The following is a 22,777-nucleotide window of genomic DNA, read 5'->3' as shown; positions in this document are numbered from 1 at the left end:
TAAGCCTTAACATCAGGACTTTACTTTTGTCGCATTATTCATTTGATGTACTAACCAATCGTTCTTTTTTCATTGAACTAATAAGATCAGTTAATAGTAAAGAGAGCCTGAAGCTCTCTTTATTTATTTAAAACCATTTCTATTTTAACAACTTCTATAACCATGAGGATTTTATACGCTATACAAGGAACAGGGAACGGGCATTTAAGCCGGTCGATGGATATAGTACCGCTGCTTAAAAAAATGGGCGATGTTGACGTATTGGTTAGCGGCACACAGGGCGATCTTAACTTACCATTTCCTATAAAATATAAACTTCATGGCTTCGGTTTTATATTCGGTAAAGCAGGTGGTGTTGATTTGTGGCGATCATTTTTAAAATCGCGGTTCCGTAAATTCATTAAAGAAATTAATTCACTGCCGATAGATAAATATGACCTGGTAATTAATGATTTTGAGCCGGTGTCTGCCTGGGCCTGCTATGTAAAAAACAAACCCTGCATTGGGCTAAGCCACCAGGCAGCAGTACTTCATGACAAAGCGCCCCTACCTGATGATACCGACATGATAGGCCGCCTAATATTAAAAAACTACGCGCCTGTTACCGCGCAGTTTGGCTTTCACTTCAAATCAATCGATAAAAACATATACACCCCGGTTATACGCCAACAGGTGCGCGAGCAGGAAATTTCAAACAAAGAGCACTATACCGTTTACCTGCCTGCTTATGATGATAAACGATTGATAAGCCGCCTATCAGAATTTAAGGATATACAATGGGACGTTTTTTCAAAGCATAACAAGAAAGTTTTTACACACAAAAACGTTTCTATCCAGCCTATTGACAATAAAGCCTTTGTTAAAAGTATGGCGCAAAGCGCAGGCGTGCTTTGTGGTGGCGGCTTTGAAACTCCAGCCGAAGCGTTGTTCCTGAAAAAGAAACTGATGGTGATACCCATGAAAAACCAGTACGAGCAGCAGTTAAACGCGGCGATGTTAAAGGAAATGGGCGTACCCGTTATTAAAAGCCTTAAACCCAAGCATGACGAAAAAATACTGGATTGGCTAAAAAACGGGCAAGTGATCAAAGTAAATTACCCGGACAATACCCAACAGATTATTGACTTGCTATTTGAGCAGTTTGCCGACACCAGTTATTATAAAACCGAGTTGGTTGCACGTTAATTTATTGCTTTTTTGCAATCTTGCTGATACGCAATTAAACTTCTTTTTTTAAGAATTTAAGCTTTTTGCTTACGCACTTTAGCCATTCTCTTGCCAGTAATTCATGACCGGCTACCGTAGGGTGCACGTTATCCCAGATCCAGTATTTCTCAGGCGCGCGTTCTAATGCTTTGTTAAATACATCCTGGAAAGGGACGAATATGGCGTTATAATCCACGGCAAGCTTTTTCACTACATCCTGCCTTAACATTACATCTGCTTGTAGTGGTGTTTGTTGCTCTTTTGTATACGTATATGGTAAAGTGAAAGATTCACATAATACCAGCACAATATCCGGGTTGCTTGCTTTTACCTGGTCAAGGATACTACGGTAAGTTGCTTCGTATGCCTGTACAGAGTTTGATTCCTTTTTGGCATGCAGGTAATAGTTGCTGTCGTTAATACCGATCATTATGCTCAACACATCAGGTTTATTTTCCAATGTATCATGCTGCCAGCGGTCAGACATCCCATTAATATCACTGCCCGAATTGCCCCTGTTAATGAATTTAAGGTTCCTGTCCGGAAAATCAGCACCTACCCTGCTGGCAATACTAAACACATAACCGTGGCCGGTGTTATTATTCAGATCATCATTACGGGTACGGTTTCCATCGGTGATGGAATCACCCTGGAATAAAAAAACCAGGTCGCGTTCTTTAGATTTTGATTGGTTTTGATTAGTAGGTTCACCGGCAGCTATTAATTTTTCGGATGTAAACACACTACTCGCAACACTTAAAAGCGCTATGTTTTTAATAAACACTCTTCTTTGATTGTTTGGCATATTTAATTACGATTGGCATTTGCAAAGTATTACATTAATTAAACCCAACTGTCCTTAACTATCCCTGCATCACCTAAAATTCAGTTTATTTCAATACCACACGGGTAGCGCCGTAACCAAACTTTTCTTTAAGGGCATCCATAAACGTTTGTACTTTGGGGTGCTTGCTCAGGGCTTTATGAATTTCGTGCCGTAAAATACCATTGCCTGCGCCGTGGATAAAAACAACATCATGCAGTTGGTGCACAATTGCCGAGTCGAGCGCTTTATTAAAATGTGCAAGCTGTATTTTTTGGATCTCTGCGCTGCTTAAAAACTGGTAATCGTCTCGCAGCTTCTCAATATGCAGGTCCACCTCCCTGTTAGGTTTTTCAACGGTCACTTTTTCTTCAGCGGGTTTAAAAAAGCTTTCTTTTAGTTGCTGGACATCTATTACAAAATCCGGTTCATCCAATTGTATCAGCCATCCCGGTTGGTTAAGCACGGGCAAGTTCTTTTTACTGCCGGCAAAATCTTTAGCCTTAAACTTTTCAGTAATTGATAGCGGCGCAGGTACTGCAAAGTTCTGCGTGGTATAATATAATATGTTTATCAAAAATTTAGGCCATAATTGCAGATCAGCCAGTTGGGCCGAATATATTTTAGTGGCCGAGCCGGGCGCTACAATCCCGGCATATTCTCCTTTAAAGGTTTGCTTTTCTGTAGCTAAAGTGGCCAGTAATTGAAATGAAGTATCATTGATCAAATTAAAATGTACAACCGAATTTGCTTTCGCATCGGTAAGCACACCTAAATAAACCCCTTTGTTTTTAAATTCACCTTGTAGTAATTGTGGCTCGGCAACTGCGGCCGTAGTTTCAGATCCGGCAGGCTTGTAGCCATGTACAAGGGTTACTTTAGCGGCAAGCACAGGGATCTCAAAATCATCTTCCCCGGTTACCCCTATCATATCTTCATCAATAATGCGGGTTATAAAACCCTCCATCTTCTCGTCAACAAACCGTACAAAGTCGCCTAATTTATATTTCATAGTGTGCAAAGCTACCTTATATATTGCCATTGCGGCAAACAATATGTGTTTAAATTGTTGTTGTACTATTATTGTTTTAAACGTATTTAAAACTTCAATATCATGAAAATAAGCAAACCCGAGCCTTTAGATCCGAAATTACAATACAAGGTATTTGTACATAATTTGAATCGCATATATTTTGCCAAGTGCTACCTTGATAAAAAAATGGCAAACCTGATAGATATAGCATCTTTTAAAGGCTTAAAACTTGGGATGAATGAATTTTGGGAAGATGTAAAGAAGCAGATTATCCGAATGGATAAGATCTATAAAATAATAGGCGAAATACCATCTGACAAAAATTGCAACCCTTTAAAGGCAATTATCAAAGACGAATTTTGTTTAGACGAAAAGCATGAGATCAATATCTTAAATGATATGGACCTGATCTTATATATGCAAATGCTTGAGCATATCAACATAGCATGCTACAGCCTGTTAAAAGTGGTTGCACGCCAGCTTAATTACGACCATATTGAACAACTATTACGCGAATGTTTTGATGAATGTATAGATAATGATGAGCTTTTTATACTGATAGCAAAAGAATACATCAAAGCTGATTAAGAAGGATTTGTACGGGGTATTAAAAAAAGTAAGCCGCTTGTAAAAAACAAGCGGCTCGTTTATAGCTATTTAATACCCCTATTAAAATAACCTGAGGTAAAGTAAAATAATATTTTCCTTGCAAGCAACTTAATAACAGAAATATTACGAAAAACATACCAATACGTCATTTTTTGACCTGTTTAATAGTCACATTTTAATTTAATGCTATTTTAGGACACTGAACATAACTCAAAGCATTTTTAGATTTTCAACCAGTATATCATTGCGATAACAACTTCTTAAGTCATTTAATTTTTTGTCATTTTTGTATGTAATAAATAGGGCCTAAAACCCTATTTTTAGCGCCTCAATCTTTGATACAAGCGTATCGATCAATTGTGTAAACATAAACAAAAATGAAAGTCTTAAAATTTGGCGGAACGTCAGTAGGAAGTCCGGAGCGAATGAAGAATTTGCTGGACATTATTGATGCTTCAGAAAGGCAGGTCGTTGTGTTATCCGCCGTATCGGGCACAACAAACAGTTTAGTTGAAATTGGACAAGCCTACTTAGTCGGAGATAAAACTAAAGCCGCTTCGCTGATCAGCGCTTTAAAAGCCAAATACGAAATCTTTATAAAGGACTTATTTGCCAAGCCTGAATTTTTAGAACAAGGTAAAGAAGTTATTGATTACCATTTTTCATTATTAAGTAGTATAGCCAACGATCTGTTTACACCCGTTGAAGAAAAGATCATACTGGCGCAGGGCGAACTATTATCGACCACGCTATACCATGTGTATTTAAAAGAGATTGGTGTGCCATCTGTTTTACTACCCGCTTTGGATTTTATGAAAACCGACGAGGATAATGAACCGGTAGTAGATTACATTACATCGCACCTTATCCCTTTGCTTGAAAAATCTCCTGATAATAATTTATTCATTACCCAAGGATACATTTGCCGCAACGCCTTCGGCGAAATTGACAACTTGCGTCGTGGTGGCAGCGATTATACCGCGTCATTAATTGGTGCCGGTATCCGCAGCGAAGAAGTGCAGATCTGGACAGATATCGACGGGATGCACAATAACGACCCAAGAATCGTTCAGGGTACCAAACCAATTGCGCAACTCTCATTTGATGAAGCAGCAGAGTTGGCCTATTTTGGTGCTAAGATCCTGCATCCGCAAAGCGTATTCCCGGCACAGAAATATAAAATACCAGTACGCCTGCTTAACACCATGGATCCGCAGGCCAAAGGCACGCTGATCACCAATGACAGCGAAAAGAACCAGATCAAATCCATAGCCGCTAAAGATGGTATCACTGCCGTAAAAATAAACTCAAGCCGCATGCTGTTGGCCTATGGCTTTTTACGCCGTGTGTTTGAGGTATTTGAACGTTATAAAACGTCGATAGATATGATCACCACATCAGAGGTGGCAGTATCCTTAACTATTGATGACACAACCCACTTAGCTGAAATACTGGGCGAACTTAAAGCCTTTGGCGATGTTGAGGTGGATGCCGATCATACCATTATTTGTGTGGTAGGCGATTTTGCCGCGGATAAGCATGGATTCGGTTCGCGCGTTTTAGAGGCCTTGAAACATTTGCCGTTGCGTATGATATCGTATGGCGGCAGTAACCATAACCTGTCTGTACTTGTTAAAACAGAAGATAAGGTAGAAGCTTTAAGAAGTTTACACAGCAGATTATTTTAATATCAGATCCCGTCCCGATAGTTATCGGGATAGATTTTGACTTTTTACTTTTGATTTTTGACTTTACACAATGTTTAATCCAGATACTATAAACCGTTTTCAATCTGTAGACACCCCTTTTTATTACTATGATATGGGGGTGCTTCGCCAAACTTTAGAGGCTTGTCATAATGCTTCGGCAAAATATGGCTTTCATGTGCATTATGCTATGAAGGCTAACTTTAACCCTAAAGTGTTAGAGATGATCCAATCGTTTGGTTTTGGCGCCGATTGTGTAAGCGGAGGCGAAGTAAAAGCAGCTATAGAACATGGTTTCAGCAAAACTAAAGTGGTATTTGCCGGTGTTGGTAAATCAGACAGGGAAATAAATTTGGGGCTTGATGCCGATATCTTTTGCTTTAATGTTGAATCAGTTCAGGAACTGCATATTATTAACGATCTGGCTAAAGCCAAAAATAAAACAGCGGGCATAGCCATCCGTATTAACCCGAATGTTGACGCGCATACCCACCATTTTATAACTACCGGACTGGATGAGAATAAATTCGGCATTAACACCTGGCAGTTAAATGATGTAGTTGAAGCATTGCGCTCATGCCCAAACCTGCAATTCTTAGGCATCCATTTCCACATAGGCTCACAGATAACAGATATGGAGGTTTACAAAAGCCTTTGTATCCGCGTAAATGAAATACAAACCTGGTTTGAAGATCATGGCCTGCAGGTAAAAGTTCTGAATACCGGCGGTGGTTTAGGTGTCGACTATTATAATCCGGACACTAATACAATTAGTGATTTTGAAAGCTACTTTAAAGTTTTTAAAGACTTTTTAAATGTAAAACCTGGCCAGGAAGTACACTTCGAACTGGGCCGCGCGTTGGTTGCCCAAAGCGCTTCGCTCATATCAAGGGTATTGTACGTTAAAAACGGGCAGAAAAAAAACTTCCTGGTATTGGATGCAGGCATGACCGAACTGATGCGCCCCATGCTGTACCAGGCCTATCATGAAATTGAAAATTTAAGCAGGAAGTCAGAAAGTGAAAGCGCCACTCATTATGATGTAGTTGGACCGATATGTGAGAGTACCGATTGTTTTCGTAAGGATGTTGAACTGCCTGAATCATTCCGTGGTGACCTGATAGCGGTACGTACAGCGGGTGCTTACGGCGAAGTTATGGCATCAGGCTATAATTTGCGTGACAGGGCGCCAAGCGTATATTCAGAGGTTTAAAGCCCGCATTTACAGCCGGCGCAATTATAATTACGCTGACATTGCACTTGTTACAGATTATTATGTGTACCTTGCGCGCTTTAATAAATAAAATAATGCAAAAAGAAGGAACAGTAAAATTTTTTAATGAAACAAAAGGATTCGGATTTATTACACCAAGCAATGGTGGTCAGGATGTATTTGTTCATTCAACAGGTCTGATCGACGAAATCCGTGAAAACGATAAAGTTGAGTTCGAAGTAGAGAACGGCAGAAAAGGCCTTAATGCGGTAAATGTAAAAGTTATTTAATTATAATATATCATTTTTAAGACGTATTCAAAAACATCCGCCCAATGGGCGGATGTTTTTTTTTGCCCTTATCCGCCTAAAACTAATTGTCCTTTTGAATTGTCTGTTTTTCAGGAAATAAACTTTAATTACCACCAAATAGTTGACTACCTTTAGCTTGGCACTGTTGTTGTATTGTTTACAATAGCTACAAAAAACTAAAAACACATGAAAGATCAATCAAAAATCATAGCAGCACTATTGGTAGGTGCAGCCGCAGGCGCGGTATTAGGTTTATTATTTGCACCGGACAGCGGCGAAGAAACCCGTGGAAGTATAGCCGGGTATGCTGATGACCTTGTTGGTAAAGCAAAAGACAAAGCCCGTTCTGCCGGCGACAATATCAGAGGTTATGGTAATGACGTGGTAGACCGAGTTAAATCAAAATACAGTGATGCTGTTAATGACCTGTATAACTACAGGGATGGTGTAAGCGACGAGATCAGATCAAAAGCTGATGATGTTGCCGACGCTGCCCAGGATCATGTTAATAAGGCAAAGTCAAAAGTAAAAAGTGCTGCTGACGACCTGAACGATTCTATTCAGCAAGCTTAAGCCCCCTCCGCCCCCTGAAGGGGAACTTTTGGAGATAGATTAAAAAAAATCAGCAACTGCATTTAAACGCAGTTGCTGATTTTTTATTTTGGTTCTGATATCGCCATCAGCTCTTTTAGATAATCGCCCCAGATGGTGGGGTTTGAATGTGTGCCGTGGCCCGACGTTTTATCGGTGATCGGCAATAAAATATACCTACCCTTAGGTACTCTTTTAATTTCTTTGTCTATCAGCCCCAATTCAGGTGGGTTTATCACATCATCAGCCGAATTAATGGCGAAGAGGGGTGCCTTGATCTTTTCAAGATATGGCGACGGGTTATAATACCGCGACGCGTCGAAAGCGTAGATCACATCGTTGGCATCTAACGATTTATAGTACCGCTCTTCTATTTTTTGCAACAGGGCATCTTCCTGCTCGCGGGTTGGGGCGGCCTTTTGCATTTGTAAAGAGCTGCTGCCCATAAACAGCAAACTTGCCGTAGCGCCTAACAAACCCTCTTTAGGTTGTTCTTTATATTCGCCGCCCATCCAGGCCGGGTCATTTTCTATCATATCAATAGCCAATTTGCGCATCATGCGGTTTCTTCCGGCAATTTCTACCGGGTTACTGGCCAATGGCATAAGCGCATCCATAAAATCAGGATAGGTATAGCCCCAAACCCAGGTATGCATAGCCCCCATTGATGTACCCATTACCAAACGCAAATGGTTAATACCTAAATGCTGTGTAACCAACAGGTATTGTGCCTTCACCATATCGTTATAAGTATATTTCGGGAACTTCATATGCAGGCCGTCGCTCGGCTTGCTTGACTTACCATGGCCAATACCATCAATAAATACAATATAATATTTGGTAGCATCCAGCACTGCCCCAGGGCTAAACAGTGTGTTTGAGAAACGTTCTATACCGATCAATCCTTTTGAATCGCCGGTCGTGCCGTGCATGATCAGCACGGCGTTGTCGGTTTGTCCATTGACATTTTTGTGTTGTTTGCCTACGGTTATGCAATGGATACGTAGCTCGGGCAATTTCTCGCCGCTTTCGAAAGTAAAATCTTTGGCTATGTAGTCACTTTCTACAGGTTCTGGATAATTGATTTGGGCTTTAGTACTGATTGCAATGCCAAGTAGCAGAATGAGTAACGTTTTTTTAATCATTGGGCTTCAGTTAATATATATATATGACTAATATACGCTTTTTGAGGGACGGATGTCATGCTGAGGCGCTCGAAGCATGCGGGTAAAGGCCGACGCTCACCCTTCGAGAACCTCAGGGTGACATCCTATTTAATTTCACAAAAAAAGCCCCCGAACATCGGAGGCTTTCTATATTCATGTGTAAAATTATAATTTACCTAATTCCTGAACAAGGTCGATCAATTTGTTTGAGTAACCCCACTCGTTATCATACCATGATACAACTTTTACAAAGTTGTTGTTCAAAGCAATACCTGCTTTTGCATCAAAAATTGAAGTACGTGCATCACCTTTAAAATCTTCAGATACAACTTCATCTTCAGTGTAACCCAAAATACCTTTCAGTTCACCTTCTGACGCTTCTTTCATTGCTGCTTTAACATCCTCATAAGTAGCAGGAGTTTTTAAGCGTACAGTTAAATCAACTACAGATACGTCTGCAACCGGTACACGGAATGACATACCTGTTAATTTACCTTTCAATTCAGGCAATACCAAACCAACTGCTTTAGCAGCACCTGTTGATGAAGGGATGATGTTCTGGTAAGCACCGCGACCACCTCTCCAGTCTTTAGCCGATGGGCCGTCAACTGTTTTTTGAGTTGCAGTTACCGCGTGGATAGTGCTCATCAAACCTTCTTCGATACCAAATTTATCATTCAATACTTTAGCGATAGGTGCTAAACAGTTTGTAGTACATGAAGCGTTTGATACGATATTTTGATCAGCTCTTAATAATTTATGGTTAACACCCATTACAAATGTAGGAGTATCATCTTTTGCCGGTGCGCTCATTACAACCTTTTTAGCACCTGCGTCAATGTGTTTTTGCGCGCTCTCTAAAGTCAAGAATAAACCGGTTGACTCGATAACAACCTCAGCACCTACTTCATTCCATTTAAGGTTAGCAGGGTCTTTTTCAGCAGTTACGCGTATGGTTTTACCGTTAACAACCAGATTGCCGCCTTCAACAGCAATAGTGCCGGTAAACTGACCGTGAGTTGAATCGTATTTTAACATGTAAGCCATGTAATCAGGCTCAACAAGGTCATTAATACCAACAATTTCAACATCTGGTCTGTCAATTGCAGCTCTGAATGCCAGGCGTCCAATACGGCCGAAACCGTTAATTCCTATTTTCATGATTTTTTAATTTTTATTTGAATAATACGTTAATAGATTATTTATAGGTTCTTTTATAATGCCCGCAATTTCAAGCCCGGCTTCGGCAGTTGCTTCGCGCAGGTGATCCTGGAACGCGAAAGCCACCGAACCTTCAAAATGTAAAGGTGCCTGCGGGTGTTGCTTATGTAAAGGTAACAAGTATGTGGATATTAGTCTATTAAATCCGTCTTTTATGACGCTTTTCAGATATTCATCGCCGTTATTCTCTATAAAAAACTCACTGAACGAGCTCAGATACAAAGCGGTTTGTTTTTGGCGATACACTTTTTCAAGTAAAGTCTTGCGGTCGGCCTCATATTTATGCGCAAATTTTTTGCGAAGATTTTCAGGCAAAGTTTCGTTCATAAATCCTTTTATCAACTGCCTGCCTAACCAGTTACCTGATCCTTCATCGGCCAGGATGTACCCTAATCCGTAATTGTTAGGCCTAACCTTACGGCCATCATACCATGCCGCATTTGATCCGCTGCCGCAAATGCCTATAATACCCGGCGTATTGCGGCAACAGGCAATGGCAGCGCCTTCAATATCATGCGCCACACTTATTTTAGCAAACTTAAAGAAGGTAGCAAATGCGTTGCAAACAATGCTTTGTAATTCTTTAGAGGATGATCCTGCTCCAAAAAAATAGATCCGCTTCATTTCTTCAGCGTGATGGATCAGGTTAATATTTTTATTTAACAGTTGTACGATATGTTTCTCATCGTTAAAATAGGGATTGATACCATTGGTTTTAAAAGAAGCAATAGTTTTTCCTTTATCTGACAAACGCCAGTCTGCATGGTTTGATCCGCTATATACAACCGCGATCATTATATGGAAAGTACCTCCACCATTTGTAAAAGGTCTGCCTCTAATTTAAAGTCATGATGGCTAAGCGCTTCTTCAAGCGGTGTAAGTTTAATATGGTTAGCTTCTAAACCTACCATTTTTTGGCTATGGCCTGCAATTAACGCGTTAACTGCGGCAAAGCCTAAACGGCTGCCTAACACACGGTCAAAGCTGCTTGGCGCTCCTCCCCTTTGCAGGTGGCCCAGTACAGTAACCTTAATATCGTAATTGGTAACTTCTTTCTGAACTGCTTTGGCCAGGTCATAAATGCCGCCGGTTTTATCGCCTTCGGCAACAATAACTATACTTGATGATTTTTTATTTGATTCTCCGCTTTTCAGTTGTGCGATCAACTCATCAATAGCTGTTGATTTTTCAGGCAATAAAATCGCTTCCGCGCCGCATGAAATACCCGCACGCAGCGCGATAGCGCCCGAATCGCGCCCCATCACTTCAACAAAAAACAAACGATCGTGCGAATCCGCAGTATCGCGGATCTTATCGATAGCCTCAATAACCGTGTTTGTAGCGGTATCAAAACCCAAAGTATAGGTTGAACCGTAAAGATCATTATCAATAGTGCCCGGTATACCTATTACAGATACATCGGGATATTTTTGTGAAAAGCGCAACGCGCCGGTAAATGTACCATCGCCGCCTATTACTACCAAACCATCAATACCCTGCGCTTTTATATTCTGATAAGCTGTTTCCATACCTTCATCTGTACGGAAAGGCAGGCAACGTGCTGTCTTTAATATGGTACCACCTAAATTTAATATGTTACTTACAGAACGGGTGCCCATGTCATACATATCATTCTCGATCATGCCCTTATACCCCTGCTTTATACCCACAACGTGTAAGTTGTTGTATATAGCCGTACGCACAACAGACCTGATACACGGGTTCATTCCCGGCGCATCGCCACCTGATGTAAGTACCCCAATTTTCGAAATTTTACGCATCTTCTTCTCCCAAAAAATTTTGCACGAATATAAGGTGTGAAAATTACACCGTTAAATTTATTTTTATTTATTTTTGATGCAGGAAAGCATCTATCTTAATAAATTACAAACTTAATTATAACGCTACTTTGGAAGAGAAATTACCCACGTTTGAGTCCGTATTCTCTATTGATTGTTTAATTTTTGGCTATGAGGCCGGCGAGCTGAAAATATTGCTAATTGAACGTAATGAAGAGCCTTTTAGCGGCTGGTTTGCCCTACCCGGATATATTGTAAAACAAGATGAAAGCCTTGACGATGCGGCAGACCGCATATTATATGAGCTTACGGGCCTGCGCGATCTGCAGATGAAGCAGTTTCACACCTTTGGCGAGGTAAACCGCCACCCGCAGGGCCGTGTAATTACCGTAGGATACTATGCCTTGATCCGTATTAACGGACAAAAGGAATTGAGGCCGATAAATCAATACGCCCGTAAAGCCATTTGGCACCCGGTTAATAATTTACCCAAATTAGCGTTTGATCATACCGAGATCTTTAACAATGGTTTCGGCAAAATTCGCAGGAGGTTAAACCACCAGCCTATCGCGTTTGATCTGCTACCCGAGAAATTTACGTTGACACAACTGCAAGGTTTATATGAGGCCATCCTGAATAAAAAGCTGGATAAACGTAATTTCCGCAAAAAAATGCTGAGTTATGGATTCTTAAAGGAACTGGTTGAAAAACAAAAAGGAGTATCCTATCGCGCAGCAAAACTTTACAAATTTGACAGGCGCAAGTACGCTAAGATCTTTCAGAATGAATTGACGGCGTAATTGGTGATTAGAGATTAGAAATTGGCCTGTCAACGGCGAAATAGAAAAGGCGATAAGTATTGAAACTTATCGCCTTTTCTATTTACTTGTATAGCTTGAGATATCACTAATCTCTAATCACTATTATGCTTCTGTAGCCAATTCCTGGTGGAATTTAACCAGGCTATCTATAGGTGAGCGGATGATGTTACCCACTACCATTCCGTTTTCTTTTGCAACTTCTTCTAAGACATTACGGAAGTTATAACCAACAGAACCAATGCAGTTAAAAGTATATTTTTGATAATCAGGGTAATGAGTTACCAGGTTTTTAAAGAAATCTTCAAATGATGTTCTAACCAAATTCCTTGAATATTCAATATGAACGTTATTGTCATATACAAACTTGCTGAAACCCGCACAGAAACGGTTAGCTAAAGGTTTGGTATAAACCTGCTCGTTCACATCATCAGGTGTAAGCTGGAAAGTTTCCCAGAAAAGCGTACGAACAACCTCAGGCATATATCCCCTGATATAGTCGGTTAACAATTTTTTACCGATGTAGCAACCGCTACCTTCATCACCCAAAATATAGGCACCCGAATCAATATTATTAACAATGTCTTTACCATCATAAATACAGGTATTTGTACCTGTACCCAAAATAGCCGCAAAACCGGCATTTCTGCCCAGCAACGCACGGGCCGCTGCAAGCAGATCATGGCCTATGTTTATTTTAGCATTGGTAAAAACAGCAGCCATAGCATCTTCAACCTGCTTACGCTTCTCGGCGGTAGAACAGCCTGCACCATAATAATTCACTTCGGTGATCTTGTCTTTTTCAAGATCAGTAGGTAAATTTTCATTTAGTGAATTAACAATATATGCAATACTTGAAAAGTAAGGGTTATATCCTTCTGTATTAAAGTACACCTTTACACCCTCTTCGTTTAGTAAACACCAGTTCGTTTTAGTCGAGCCGCCGTCAGCAATTATGATCATAGCTTTGAGTTTTTGAAATTGTCCGCTAAAAGTATAATTTCTTCTCGTAATTCAGCACTTTATATCAAAAAAAATATGCGCTGATATACGTTTTATATTAATATTAAGTTAAGGTTTTAATTATAACCACAGCTTTAGTAATAATAAAAAGTAATTTTCTAATTTATTTTTTAGCCATATTTTTGCATCTTTGCACCGCTAAATCCTTCCTAATGATTACATGATCATGAAAGAAGGTAGTGATGGTCCTATAGCTCAGCTGGATAGAGCAACAGATTTCTAATCTGTAGGTCTTTGGTTCGAATCCAAATGGGATCACAGAAAGCTAAAAGTCTTGAATCGAAAGGTTTGAGACTTTTTTGTTTTTTATGTAATTCGCCTGTAAGCATATATCCGGGCATTTGCCGTTTTTTTTTGCCTTATAAAGACCGCTCATTTTAAACTACTTTACTGATATTTTTGGTGGCGCTATATTGTCAGTTTTTTGTTTCATTTTGTTTCACTGGATTTTATTAAATATCTATTTATCAAATATTTAATTAAAAATCTTGTTTCAAGTGTTTCATCTGTTACACACTCGCGTGAAACAGACGTTGCGTAAAATGTAGGGTAGACCGCATAATTAAGAGTTTAATTAAAAAGAGGCTGATCATACTGATGCAGCCTCTTTTTGCTATGTTTATTTTGCAACATCCCACCATACCCGGCTGGTTATCCTGTCGCCACCGGTAAGGTTAGCTACGGCTTTATTGTAGTTAGCCAAATTGGTATTTTTTTGACTTACCGGATAGTTTAACCTGCGTGGTATAGTACCGCCGGTTACATTACCGGGATAGTTAGTTGGCTTTAAATGGGGCATGTCGCCACTGCGGCGCCAATTACTCCAGCTTTCATACTCATCCATAAGCGAGGCAAGCCAGTATTGCATATTAACCTGCGAAAGATTTACGCTGCCATAGTTATTTACAAAGCTTTGATAATAATTATCAGCGGCGTCGTCACTAATTGTCGGAAAATCGCCATAAGCCGAGTACTGGTTAATAGCAGCCTCTACCCCATTTTTGAAATGGGTTTGGGCATCGCCGCCAATCCCCCATCGCAAAGAAGCATCGGCCAACAAGAGTTCCGTTTCAGCATAAGTAAGGATCAGGCTTGGCGCGCTTAACGACAGCAAGTTATTGCTGATGCGTGAATACCCGCCCAGCACCTGATCAGGCAAGGAATCTTTAGCAACGATCAATAAATTTGTCGCCGGGCTTAAACCACCGATAATATAGCCGGGCGGCAAACCAATTTGCGCGGTCGCGGTACTGTCCGTAAACGATGGGAACACCAGGTTGTCAGGATCATCGCCTGTTACGCCATAGGCAATCCAGGCGACGACAGGCAAGCGGGGATCAGCATTTTTTTTCATATTACTCACAAGGGTGCTTGACAACCTGATATCCGTACTGTCCTGGCTAAAAATTTGTGCCGCGTCCTGGTTTGCTGTCAAAGCATTAGAACTTTGAATGTGTTGAATAATACCGTTATCATCATTACTTGCCATTGTTTTCCCAATAACCTGTTTTACATATTTTTGAGCAGTTGCGGGATCTACTTTGGTAAGACGCATGGCCATGCGCAGTAATAATGAATTACCAAACATTTTCCATTCAGCGATCTGGTTGCCTGACTGCGAATAAATCACATCACCGGTAGGGTGATCGGCGGCATCGTCAAGGCTGTCGGTAGCTTGCGACACCTCTTTTAGCAAATCGTTATAAATATCCTGTTGCTTATCATACACGGGCGTATATATGTGTGAATAATAACCAAGCCCGGCCTGAGAATAGGGAATATCACCGTAAAGATCTGTTAATTGCTCAAATATCATGGCTTTCATTATCCGGGCCATTTGATGCAGATTCTTGTACTGGGGTTTACTTAACGTAAGTTGGTAAAGTTCTACGGCCGGCTGAACAGTCACGGTATAACTATCCTGAAAAAACGCACCCATCCCGCCAGTATTATTCTGGTACTTATCGCCGTAATAAAAACCACCTGTTGATGCTACGTGCTGAACAAAGCAGCCTACTCCCCCCCATTTGGTTGACCATGAACTCCCTCCCGGAGTTGAAGATCCGGTGTAGGATAGTTGAACGGTAGTTAGTAAGAAATTAGGATCTACCTGGGCACCATCAATATGGTCAGGATCTATGTTTGTTTTTGCCAGGTCCTTTTTACACGAACCTAAAGCTATCATAACAGCGGCTGATATTGCTAATATATATAAGGTCTTATTTTTCATGCTGAAGTTTTTATAATATTTATACACATGCATTTACTTATAATTTGACATTAAGGTTTAAACCAAGCGTCCTGGAATAAGGAACAGAAGGCGCTTCAAGCCCCTGTGATAATACAGACGAGGTGTAACCCGATTCAGGATCAACATTTGGTATCTTTTTCATGATCGTAAATACGTTATGACACACAAAACTCAAACGTAAACCATGTATTGCGCCATGGAATATGGTTGTTGGGAAATCATAGCCGAATATCACCTGCCTGAATTTGATAAAACTATCGCTGTACACAAATTGCCCCTGGTTTGAGAAGGCCAGATTGCGGTAGTAAGTTTGGGCGTTCTGATCTTTGTTACTTCCGTAAAATTGCTCCCTGCCACTTACGGTAAGTTTGGAAAGGCCATCTTGGTAAGCTATGATATTAGTGTTAGAAAACACATGTCCGCCGAATTTTCCGTCCACAAGGAACGATAAGGTAAAGTGTTTGTATTTGAAAGCATTGGTAATACCGCCGTACCATGGGTTTTCTCCCGACCCAAAACTTTGGGGTTGCGAATCTGCCGGATCCGGCGTACCCAGCAGCGGGTTAATGATAACTTTTCCGTTTGCATCACGCGCGGGTGCTTCTGCAATTATTTGCAGGGGTTCTTTTCCGACAATGTCCTGCAGGTAAGCTGTTGATCCCCAATCAGATGCTTCTGAACCCAAGTTAATATTAGGCTGACCGCCAAGTGAAACTACCTTACCTTTAGTATAAGTGCCGTTCAAATCAATATCCCAGCTAAAATCACTGGTTTTAACAGGCGTACCGCCAACCGCAAGTTCAACGCCGTTATAGGTAATCGTTCCGACATTCAGCAAAGCCGAATTATAGCCCGAAGTGTAATCAATACTTACCGGGATTATATCGTCTATTACTTGTTTATGATAAACCGCCAGGTCAAACCTTAGCCTGTTTTTAAACATATCTATTTCCGTACCAACCTCAAATTCTTTTCTTTTTGAAGGTGTTAATAAGGAGTTCGGTATCGTTCCGTTCCCTGCTGTGCCTATCGGGAATATTCCGCCGTTACCAGGTGTAAAAGTGCCGCTGATACCATACAACTGGTAGGTTTGGTAAGGCGATTCGGCCGCACCACCAACCTGGGCATAGCTTAGTCTTAATTTGCCCAGATCCATGTTTTCAATATGTAACAAGTTTGAAAACACGAATGAGCCGCTTAGCGACGGATAAAGATAATTGATGGTGCCTGGCGATAAAGTTGAATACCAATCATTACGGCCGGTTACCGTTAAGTACAAAAAGTCTTTGTAGTTAAAGTCGGCGCTTGCATAAAGCGATTGATACTCTTCATTATTGGTTTGCAAAGACGTTGACGGATAGACAAGGTTACCTACATTATATAAGTTGGGAATAGCGAAAGTATTACCGCCTGCTGTAAGATATTCTTGTGCGGATTTACGGTAGTTACCACCCAGTAAAATATTCATCCCAACATCGCCGAACTTAAAATTCTTTCCGGCTGTAAGGTCAATGTTTAATTCGGTTTGCTTTACATTTTGTTCGGTCATGTCGCCGGCTATTCCTGAATCTATCAGGTAACCTGTACCCGGCGGCTCAATGTTTGTATTCCGGTCACTGCTATAATCATCAGCAACCTGTAAACCAATAAAATAGCCGCTGTCAAATGTATATTTGGCGTTTGCCGAACCTGTAAAGCGATTACGGTGAATAGCCCCTTGTAATTCATAAGCGGCAAAATATGGGTTGGTTGTATATGGGTCGGCAAAGGGATTTAATTCGGTGCGGCCATCTGCCAGGGTACCGGTTCCGTTAACGCCCGCCAAGGTGGTGATGTTAATATTTCTCGGCACAAACATTGGCCCCCAGTTTAAGTTGCCCACCGCGTCAGAAAGATTGGGTTGGTTTTTAGTATATTCAGATACGTATTGTGAAAAAAGATCGAGCGTTAAATGCTTCCCGAATTTCAGGTTAGTGTTCTGGCCAAATGTAAGACGTTGCAGCCCTGCGTTAGGCACATAACTTTGGTCGTGCAGATCGCTTACGGAAAAACGTGTAGCTCCATCGTCGCCAAAGCCTTTACTGAAAGATACAGTATTGGTAAAGGTGCCGCCCGCACGGTAAAAGCGCGAAAGGTTTCCATTGGCAACAGCTGAATAGGGTCTCATTTTTCCGTCAAACTGGTAGGCGTTATGCCCGTCCAGTTTGCCGCCCCAGTTTGCTTCCATCGAACCCAAAGCATCTGCCGGGCTGATAGGTGCTACCCCGTTATACCCCTGCCCGTATACATTTTGAAAATCAGTTTCATCAATGATATTTTCACGCACAAAGTTTGAATTTATTTCAACCCCAAGGCCTGTACCCGCTCTGCCTTTTTTGGTGGTGATCAATACCACTCCATTTGCACCGCGATACCCATACAGCGCCGTTGCAGATGCGCCTTTTAGTATTGATATGGTTTCAATATCATCAGGGTTAATATCGCCGATGCCATCACCGCCATCTTTACCGCCATAACCATCGTTGCCGGTTTGCGCATAGTTATTATTAACCAATGGGATGCCATTTAAAACGTATAGTGGCTGGTTATTCCCGGTCATGCTGGTAAGGCCCCGTATAACTACATTGGTTGAGCCATTCGGTCCCGAAGCGACGCCGCTTACATTTACCCCGGCAACGCGGCCTTCCAAGCTATTTACGAAACTATTCTCCCGCGCTTCGGTAATTGATGCCCCCTTTACTTGTGAAACAGAATATCCTACAGCCTGCCGCTGTTTAGAGAACCCCAACGCGACCGTTACTTCTTTCAATTCCTGAACAGATGGCTGTAGTTTTATGTTGATCTGGGTTTTGCCAGCCACGGAAACCTGGTAACTCTCATAGCCGATTGCCGAGAAAACGAGGGTCGACGTACTGCTTGCTGTGATGGTGTATTTACCCGACGCATCAGAGGCTACCCCGCCGGTAGTGGCTCCTTTAGGCATAACCGTTACACCAGGCACAGATTCCTTTGATACGGCATCAGTAACCGTTCCGGTTATGCTGATGGGTGTACCATCCTGTGCAGCAGCCCTGCCAATTAACAATAATAGGACCACTAAATTCAGCGTGACGGCTTTTAAAATGGTATTAACTTTTGTTGTGTAAAGGTGTTTTTTCATACTTTGAATTTTAATTAAAGAGTAATTTAACCATAGGAAAAAAACATTTTTTGAATATTTTAAGGATAAAACATCAAAAGAATAAAGGTATCAGGGGCAGATTTTGGAATCCGATAGTAAGTTACAACATTAAATTAATATTGAAAACTCAATACAGACTAAAATTTAACTTTTTAATTAAAAAATATACTATTAACTAAAGCCCCGGGGTATCCTGCAAAAATCAAACATGACGAGGCCGGAACATTATTCGATCAATGGAACAAGAAGCCGGCTGCGTTTAATGATTTGCCATCGGCAGTAGTTAGGTTAATTAATGATTGCCGGCTATTTGTATCATCAGCCAAATAATATCCCAAAAGCGGGTACAGACCTTTTTGCAGATGTAAAATGACAGCTTGCGGCTCTACATATTTGTTTTGATTACTCAAAATAATGACCTTGCCCAAGAACATGATCGGGCTGATTTCAAAGCCCGAGGTTATTTTATAATCCCCTTCGGTATCGATCTTGAGATAGCCGTTAAATTTAACCCAGGTGTTGTATAAGCCAACAAACGGCTTTATATGCCCGTTTTCCGTCAATACCGTATTTATGAAATTTCGCCCGGTATCAAGCGCAGGTAAATTACTAAGCGTTGTTTTATAAATTAAACAATTGAGTCCCGAATTCAGCGTAGCTGTGTTGACAGACAGTGGTGGTGCAATATCGATGTGTTTTAAAGCAGCAGATTGTATAATGCGTTGCTGACCGGGGTAAGTTACATAGGCTTTGATGATCAAACTATCAACAACAGGAGTTTTGATCGCCACCGGGAATGCGCTTGCTGTGGCGTTAGTATCCGGTAACTTTCTATTAAGATTATATCGGATAGCGGCGCCGGGCAAAGGATAAGTCAGGGTTTGCGTGTAGATACTTTTATTGGTCAGCACGCCTTCCAGCCCATATACATCAGGGATACGCGCGTTAACGCCCCATAACTTAAATAAGCGATAATGCGCATACATGGCCTGCTCAAACCGGTTAATATCTTTATCGGCAACCGGCGACCAGGTCAATTCGGCCTCGGCCAGCAACCGGGGATATATCATGTATTCCAAATGCTTATAAGTGCCAATTTTCTCAGTCCAGATATTAGCCTGGGCACCTAATATATAAGTTGCTTCCTGCGGTGATAAACGAATAGATTGCGGCTCGTAATTGTAAACCATTTGCCAGGTTACGGGGTCGTTCCAGCCAATAGGTTCATTTTCGTCTTTGGCCTGCGGTGCATCAAAATACATTTGCGGCAAGGGCGTCATCACAACATCATGGTGCATTTTAGCTGCTATTATCCCGCCTTCCTCGCCCTCCCAGCTCATTACCGTAGCGGATGGTGCCAGCCCTCCTTTTAAGATCTCGTCCCACCCTATCAATTTTTTTTTATTCGCCAGCAGATAGCGCTCTATTCTTTTAATGAAATAACTTTGTATTTGGCGCAAATCGGTAAAATGTTCCCGCTTCATTAAAGCAATAGCCGTAGGGCTTTTTAGCCAGTCGGTCATTTCGGCCTCATCGCCACCTATGTGTATATATTTATTGGGGAACAATTGCATTACCTCGCCTAAAACATGCTCATAAAATGTAAAAGTGTATTCACTCGGGTCAAGCATGCTTGTCGTTGGGCGTAGTCCTGTTGAATCTTTACAGCGTAATTCAGGGTATGCAAACGCTGCGGCCGCGCTATGGCCGGGCATTTCAATTTCAGGTAATATGTCAATGAACCTATCCTGCGCGTATTTCACTACCGACCTGATATCGTCCTGAGTATAAAAACCATCGCGCCCTTCGTCTATTAAATTATCTAACTTTCTGAATTTGCCGATCTTTGAGTAATAGGCCATTTTTGAGCCTACTTCTGTCAGCAATGGGTATTGTTTGATCTGTATCCGCCAGCCTTCATCGTCGGTTAAATGCCAGTGCAGTACATCCAGTTTATAATGAGCCATGATATCGATATATTTTTTCACCTCATCAACGGTAAAAAAATGACGGCTTACATCAAGGCTTAGGCCACGCCAACCAAAACGGGGATAATCTTTAATATCACATAAAGGAATAACTAATTTTTCGCCATGGTTACCGTTGATCAATTGTATAAGCGATTGTATGCCATAAAAAGCGCCGGCACCATTTCCTTTAACTATTATTGCCTTTGGCGATACCTGTAAATTATAGGCACTCTTAACACTGTCATTAGTAGCGTAAATCCTGATAGCGGCATTGGCGGGGACATCTTTATATAGTTTTACCCTTAATTTTAACCCGTAAGTAGTTAAAAGGTAGTGTTGAAAATAGTTTGCAACGATCTCGTTTTCGGAAGTAACAGCTATAACGGCCGAATTTTTTAATACAAATTGGCCCTTATGTTCAACAACACTTACCGGTTGTGGGATAATATGTAATTGGGCAACAACGCTCGTGCAATAAAATAGCATTAATGCTGTAGTCAAGCATAGTTTTAGCAAACAATCTGATCTGAAAGGATGATTATGATTGTTCATATAATGAATCGACATTTCATAGCGTAACTGATTGCTTTTCTTTGAACTATACCTTTATAATGACCTTGTATTTATATAAAGGGTACATTAACAACCACAACAAAAGCACTAATGCGATAGCTGCTGCCAGCGATGCATTAAAGGGATTAAAATAGGGCACAAATACCGTTTGATAAATATATCCGTAAAGGTTTGCCGGCTTACCGTTATGATTAAATTTTATTGCGCCCATAATGCCCGGCACAAGGTCTGCCAGCACATAAGCAGTGATGGAGTTCATACCAAAAGTCACGAAAAATGGCGCGGCACGTTTATAATTATTTACATCTATCAGCCAATATAAAGTACCCAGGGCAATTGTAGCCAGGCCGCCGGTATATAAAACAAAAGAGCTTGTCCATAATTTTTTGTTGATAGGAAAGAATATATCCCAAAAAATAGCAATCAATACAGCACCCAAGCCATATACCAGCATCCAGACCACTTTTTTACTGTCTTCAATATTTTTGCTCTTCAGCCACGTACCTGCCCTTATACCAAACAAACCGGTAGCTATAGCCGGCAAGGTACCTAATATGCCTTCAGGATCCCATACGTGCGACTGGTTCCATAAGTGGTTGGTGCCGAATACCAACCTGTCTAACCATGCGCCCAGGTTAATGGCAGGCTGCAAATTAGCGTAGCCTACTCCCGGAACCGGTATGCAGGTCATTATAATGAAGTAACCAACCAGCGCGCCTGCAAATAGCCATACACGTGTTTTAGGCGTGGTCTTCAGATAAATAACTGTGCAAATAAAATACACCACCGCAATGCGCGGCAGCACCCCCGGTATACGGATATCGTGCAGGATGGAAAGGATATTAAAATTACCATCAAGAAATGTAAAGAAAATATCAACGCCATAATTGATCAGCAATAAAGTGATCATACGTTTAAAAGCATGTGCTATCAGTTTGCCATGATCCGCGGTTTGTGTAAGCCGTTTCTCCATAGCGAATACAATAGATACGCCCACCATAAAAAGAAAGGATGGAAAAATAAGATCTGTTGGAGTGCAGCCGTTCCATTCAGCATGGTCCAGTGGGGGATAGACATGGCCCCAGTCGCCGGGGTTATTCACCAGTATCATACCAGCCATGGTTGCACCACGCAAAACATCGAGTGATAATAAACGGGACGATTGTCCTTTTGCTTGATTCTCCATACATCAGTTAATGACCTTAAATTAAGCATTATAATAAACTTAAATGTAATTAATAAAAAAATATAATCGATACGCAACGTTATTTGTCATTTAAGAA

Annotated in this window: 18 protein-coding genes and 1 tRNA gene; 8 read left to right on the top strand and 11 right to left on the bottom strand. The window is 41.1% G+C overall.

All coding sequences use genetic code 11. From position 1 onward, the window contains the following. Window positions 1-162 precede the first annotated feature (162 nt). Window positions 163-1,185 carry a glycosyltransferase family protein gene (locus FO440_RS20270; RefSeq protein ID WP_144250121.1) on the top strand — a complete coding sequence of 341 codons (1,023 nt, stop codon included), beginning with the start codon at window positions 163-165 and terminating at the stop codon, window positions 1,183-1,185. A gap of 34 nt (window positions 1,186-1,219) precedes the next feature. Here FO440_RS20270 and FO440_RS20265 read toward each other — a convergent pair whose 3' ends face one another. After that, window positions 1,220-2,011, bottom strand: a complete 792-nt coding sequence (locus FO440_RS20265; RefSeq protein WP_144250120.1) for an SGNH/GDSL hydrolase family protein — start codon at window positions 2,009-2,011, stop codon at window positions 1,220-1,222. A gap of 85 nt (window positions 2,012-2,096) precedes the next feature. Further along, on the bottom strand, window positions 2,097-3,041 hold the full coding sequence (locus FO440_RS20260; RefSeq protein ID WP_144250119.1) for a Smr/MutS family protein: 945 nt from the start codon (window positions 3,039-3,041) through the stop codon (window positions 2,097-2,099). Window positions 3,042-3,143: 102 nt separating this feature from the next. Between FO440_RS20260 and FO440_RS20255 the strand changes: the two genes are divergently transcribed. The 5 genes from FO440_RS20255 (at window position 3,144) to FO440_RS20235 (ending at window position 7,474) form a co-directional block, all read left to right on the top strand. Continuing rightward, window positions 3,144-3,650, top strand: a complete 507-nt coding sequence (locus FO440_RS20255) for a DUF892 family protein (protein WP_144250118.1) — start codon at window positions 3,144-3,146, stop codon at window positions 3,648-3,650. A gap of 398 nt (window positions 3,651-4,048) precedes the next feature. Beyond that, window positions 4,049-5,359: an aspartate kinase gene (locus FO440_RS20250; RefSeq protein ID WP_144250117.1), complete on the top strand. Its 1,311-nt coding sequence runs from the start codon at window positions 4,049-4,051 to the stop codon at window positions 5,357-5,359. A 70-nt stretch (window positions 5,360-5,429) separates the two neighbouring features. Further along, window positions 5,430-6,590 carry a diaminopimelate decarboxylase gene (gene lysA, locus FO440_RS20245; RefSeq protein ID WP_144250116.1) on the top strand — a complete coding sequence of 387 codons (1,161 nt, stop codon included), beginning with the start codon at window positions 5,430-5,432 and terminating at the stop codon, window positions 6,588-6,590. 95 nt (window positions 6,591-6,685) lie between these two features. Further along, the gene (locus FO440_RS20240) at window positions 6,686-6,880 is read left to right on the top strand and encodes a cold-shock protein (RefSeq protein WP_091380246.1); all 195 of its coding nucleotides are present in this window, start codon (window positions 6,686-6,688) and stop codon (window positions 6,878-6,880) included. A 207-nt stretch (window positions 6,881-7,087) separates the two neighbouring features. Next, the gene (locus FO440_RS20235) at window positions 7,088-7,474 is read left to right on the top strand and encodes a YtxH domain-containing protein (RefSeq protein WP_144250115.1); all 387 of its coding nucleotides are present in this window, start codon (window positions 7,088-7,090) and stop codon (window positions 7,472-7,474) included. Window positions 7,475-7,557: 83 nt separating this feature from the next. Here the strand turns inward: FO440_RS20235 and FO440_RS20230 are convergent, their stop codons facing one another. The 4 genes from FO440_RS20230 to pfkA form a co-directional block, all read right to left on the bottom strand. Beyond that, complete coding sequence (locus FO440_RS20230; RefSeq protein WP_144250114.1) at window positions 7,558-8,637, bottom strand: alpha/beta fold hydrolase; 1,080 nt, start codon at window positions 8,635-8,637, stop codon at window positions 7,558-7,560. A 186-nt stretch (window positions 8,638-8,823) separates the two neighbouring features. After that, window positions 8,824-9,819: a type I glyceraldehyde-3-phosphate dehydrogenase gene (gene gap, locus FO440_RS20225; protein ID WP_144250113.1), complete on the bottom strand. Its 996-nt coding sequence runs from the start codon at window positions 9,817-9,819 to the stop codon at window positions 8,824-8,826. Window positions 9,820-9,825: 6 nt separating this feature from the next. Next, window positions 9,826-10,674: a hypothetical protein gene (locus tag FO440_RS20220; protein ID WP_144250112.1), complete on the bottom strand. Its 849-nt coding sequence runs from the start codon at window positions 10,672-10,674 to the stop codon at window positions 9,826-9,828. Further along, window positions 10,674-11,660 carry a 6-phosphofructokinase gene (pfkA, locus tag FO440_RS20215; protein WP_144250111.1) on the bottom strand — a complete coding sequence of 329 codons (987 nt, stop codon included), beginning with the start codon at window positions 11,658-11,660 and terminating at the stop codon, window positions 10,674-10,676. The genes FO440_RS20220 and pfkA overlap by 1 nt, the downstream gene beginning before the upstream one ends. Window positions 11,661-11,788: 128 nt before the next feature. Between pfkA and FO440_RS20210 the strand changes: the two genes are divergently transcribed. Beyond that, on the top strand, window positions 11,789-12,478 hold the full coding sequence (locus FO440_RS20210) for an NUDIX hydrolase (protein WP_144250110.1): 690 nt from the start codon (window positions 11,789-11,791) through the stop codon (window positions 12,476-12,478). Between the two features lie 123 nt (window positions 12,479-12,601). Here FO440_RS20210 and FO440_RS20205 read toward each other — a convergent pair whose 3' ends face one another. After that, a complete protein-coding gene (locus FO440_RS20205; RefSeq protein ID WP_144250109.1) occupies window positions 12,602-13,459 on the bottom strand; it encodes an N-acetylglucosamine kinase in 858 nt (285 codons plus the stop codon). A 244-nt stretch (window positions 13,460-13,703) separates the two neighbouring features. Between FO440_RS20205 and FO440_RS20200 the strand changes: the two genes are divergently transcribed. After that, a tRNA-Arg gene (locus FO440_RS20200) sits at window positions 13,704-13,777 on the top strand. Between the two features lie 361 nt (window positions 13,778-14,138). Here the strand turns inward: FO440_RS20200 and FO440_RS20195 are convergent. From FO440_RS20195 to FO440_RS20180, 4 genes are all read right to left on the bottom strand, one after another. Then, entirely contained in the window at window positions 14,139-15,749 is a 1,611-nt protein-coding gene (locus tag FO440_RS20195) for a SusD/RagB family nutrient-binding outer membrane lipoprotein (protein WP_186292732.1), read from the bottom strand. 37 nt (window positions 15,750-15,786) lie between these two features. Further along, complete coding sequence (locus FO440_RS20190; protein ID WP_144250107.1) at window positions 15,787-18,930, bottom strand: SusC/RagA family TonB-linked outer membrane protein; 3,144 nt, start codon at window positions 18,928-18,930, stop codon at window positions 15,787-15,789. A 254-nt stretch (window positions 18,931-19,184) separates the two neighbouring features. Then, window positions 19,185-21,407 (bottom strand): beta-N-acetylhexosaminidase, encoded by a 2,223-nt coding sequence (locus FO440_RS20185; RefSeq protein WP_186292731.1) that lies wholly within the window; start codon window positions 21,405-21,407, stop codon window positions 19,185-19,187. A 112-nt stretch (window positions 21,408-21,519) separates the two neighbouring features. Next, on the bottom strand, window positions 21,520-22,680 hold the full coding sequence (locus tag FO440_RS20180; RefSeq protein ID WP_144250105.1) for an acyltransferase family protein: 1,161 nt from the start codon (window positions 22,678-22,680) through the stop codon (window positions 21,520-21,522). Window positions 22,681-22,777 lie beyond the last annotated feature (97 nt).

Origin of the sequence: Mucilaginibacter corticis (assembly GCF_007558865.1) — a bacterium.
Classification (GTDB): Bacteria; Bacteroidota; Bacteroidia; order Sphingobacteriales; family Sphingobacteriaceae; genus Mucilaginibacter; species Mucilaginibacter corticis.
This window is presented reverse-complemented; position numbering and strand designations above follow the sequence as displayed.